We start from the raw sequence: 2,671 nt of genomic DNA, 5'->3' as shown, positions 1-2,671 counted from the left end.
AGCCGGACGGTGCGCTGCATCGGGTCTCGATACGGGTCGCAAACACCGGTAGCCCTGCTGCGGATAAAGACGAGGCGATATCCCGTTCCCTGATCGGCACCCACGTCATTGCGGAAGTCGTTGGCGGCGAGTTCGTCTCGCTCCTCGAGCCGCCGCCACGGGCCGCGGACGCGGTGTCCCGATGCAGTCAGCACCGCTGCTTCCCGGTGCTGGCCGGCCCGCCCGGCGCCGGGGATCTGCTGCTGATCTCGCCGATCATCCTCTACGACCACCCCGAGGTCGCCGAACAGAGCGAGACCGCGCTCTACGACTGCACCGAGATCGACGAGATCCTGACGTTGCGCGTGATGACGATGACCGACGAGGAGAAGGCGCAGGCCCGGGCTACCGATCCGTTGGCCGCACAGATCATCGACAGCTGTGACTCCATGTCACCCGAAGCCATGGAGCGCCTACACGGAGCCCTACGGGATCCGCGGGATGCCGTCGGTCTGATCCCGGAGGTGCCCGATGGCGTGGATTGGTGGGATCCGTTGGCCGACAACGCTGTCCAGCCTGACTTGGACGCGGTGCTGGTGAACGGTGTCCGGGTGGCACGGGGCAGTCGGGTGATTCTGCATCCGGGGCGTCGGGCCGACGCGCAGGACGTGTTCTTCGCGGGCAGGACGGCTCGCGTCACCACCGTGCACGAGGACGTCGACGGCAACCAGCACGTCGGTGTCGTCGTCGAGGACGATCCGGCGGCCGACCTTCACGAGTGGTACGGCCGCTATCTCTACTTCTCCCCTGACGAAGTCGAGCCGCTCGAAACCAGCACCACAGAAAGGAATTCGATATGGAGATCGTAGGATGGGTGTTCGTCGGCATCCTGGCAATGTTCGCATTGGCCGGAGTCGTGATAGGGCTGATATCCGTCCCGGATGCGCGACGGTACCTCAAGATCCGGCATATGTAACGTCGTCGGACGGTCCGAGACCAGTGCGCATCCTGGTGGCCGGCATCGGCAACATCTTCCTCGGCGACGACGGGTTCGGCTCCGAGGTAGTCCGGCACGTCCCAGTCCGGCAGGACGATTCGGGCGTGCGGGCCGTCGACTACGGCATCGGAGGCATGCACTTGGCCTACGACCTGCTTGACGACTGGGACGCGCTGGTCCTCGTCGACGCGGTACCCAATCGCGGCAGCCCGGGGGCTCTGCACGTCTTCGAGGCCGACCATGAATCACATTCCGCCACGGCCGGTCTGGACAGCCACAGCATGGATCCCGCGGCGGTCTTCGACAGCCTGAAGGCACTCGGCGGCAAACCGCCTTACACGGTCGTCATCGGCTGTGAGGCGGAGAGTGTCGACGAGGGCATCGGCCTTAGCGAGTCCGTCGCGGCCGCGGTGCCACGGGCCATCGACGCCGTCAAGGAAGTCGTCGCGGGTCTGCGGACTCGATCGCGGGCGGCGTCGGTGGAAAGGCAGGGCTGACCGATGTGTCTGGGCATACCGGGCCAAGTGGTCAGGATGCTGGATGGTTACGAGGGGCAACTCGCACTGGTCGACGTCGCCGGAAAGCAACGCAACGTCAACGTCGGCATGTTGCCGGAGGAGACGTTTGCACCCGGTGACTGGGTGATCATCCACATGGGGTTCGTCGTCGAGAAGACCGACCGGGCCGGCGCCGAGCAGGCGATGACCGGTCTGGAGTTGATGGGCCGGGGCCGCGACGATGACTGACACGCTGCTGCACATCGATAGCGTCCGGCAACGGTTCACCGTGACCGGTGTCGTTCAGGGGGTTGGGTTCCGTCCATTTGTGCACCGGATCGCCACCGACCTCGGGCTGACCGGATTCGTCGGCAATGATTCGGGCGCGGTCTTCCTCGAAGTGCAAGGGCCTGGCACACTCATCGGCGAATTCGCTCGCAGGCTGCGCGCCGAGGCGCCACCGCTGGCATCGATCAGCGCCGTCAACGTCGTCGACGTCGACACCGACAGGCTGTGCGAGAGCGGGTTTCGCATCGTGGAAAGCCAGCCGGTCGCCGGTGCCACCACCCCGATTCCACCCGATATCGCCGTCTGCGACGACTGCATCGCCGAGCTGTTCGACCCGGGCGACCGTCGTTACCGGCACCCCTTCGTGACGTGCACCAACTGCGGTCCCCGGTTCACCATCATCCGCGCCCTGCCCTACGACCGACCGGCCACCACCATGTCGGCGTTCGCGATGTGCGCGCGCTGCGCGGCCGAGTACCACGACCCGGCCGACCGCCGCTTCCACGCGCAGCCGATCGCTTGCCCGGACTGCGGGCCATCGCTGTGGTTCGCCGCGCACACCGAGCGCGTCGCCGGATCCGATGCCGCGCTGGGGGCCACCCAGCAGGCCCTGGCCGACGGCGCGGTGGTCGCGATCAAGGGCGTCGGCGGCTATCACCTGGCCTGCCGCGTCGACGACGAGGCGGCCGTCGTTGCGCTGCGGACCCGTAAAGCGCGGGGCGCCAAGCCATTCGCGGTGCTGGTGCGCGATCTCGACATTGCACGCCGCTACGCACATCTCGACGACACCGAAGCCGCGGTGCTCTCGAGTCCCGCGCGGCCGATCGTACTGTTGCGGCGTCGCCACGACTCGCCGCTGGCCGACGCTGTCGCGCCCGGCAGCCCACTGGTCGGGCTGATGCTGCCGTAC

At 67.1% G+C, this 2,671-nt stretch carries 4 protein-coding genes and 1 pseudogene; all 5 read left to right on the top strand.

Annotated features, from left to right (window positions below; genetic code table 11):
- Window positions 1-848 (top strand): annotated as a pseudogene (locus VN856_RS17935) (hypothetical protein); the annotation flags it as partial.
- Window positions 836-955, top strand: coding sequence for a DUF6893 family small protein (locus VN856_RS28900; RefSeq protein ID WP_414686988.1), 120 nt, complete (start codon window positions 836-838; stop codon window positions 953-955). The pseudogene VN856_RS17935 and the gene VN856_RS28900, both read left to right, overlap by 13 nt.
- Window positions 956-978: 23 nt before the next feature.
- Window positions 979-1,473, top strand: coding sequence for a hydrogenase maturation protease (locus VN856_RS17930; protein ID WP_325691427.1), 495 nt, complete (start codon window positions 979-981; stop codon window positions 1,471-1,473).
- Between the two features lie 3 nt (window positions 1,474-1,476).
- Window positions 1,477-1,722 carry a HypC/HybG/HupF family hydrogenase formation chaperone gene (locus VN856_RS17925; RefSeq protein WP_325691425.1) on the top strand — a complete coding sequence of 82 codons (246 nt, stop codon included), beginning with the start codon at window positions 1,477-1,479 and terminating at the stop codon, window positions 1,720-1,722.
- Window positions 1,715-2,671 (top strand): Sua5/YciO/YrdC/YwlC family protein (locus VN856_RS17920; RefSeq protein ID WP_325691423.1); only part of this gene is annotated, 957 nt, incomplete at its 3' end. The genes VN856_RS17925 and VN856_RS17920, both read left to right, overlap by 8 nt.

Source organism: Mycobacterium sp. (assembly GCF_035603715.1).
Taxonomy (GTDB): domain Bacteria; phylum Actinomycetota; class Actinomycetes; order Mycobacteriales; family Mycobacteriaceae; genus Mycobacterium.
The sequence above is the reverse complement of the archived record's forward strand: the minus strand, read 5'-3'. Positions and strand labels throughout refer to the sequence as shown.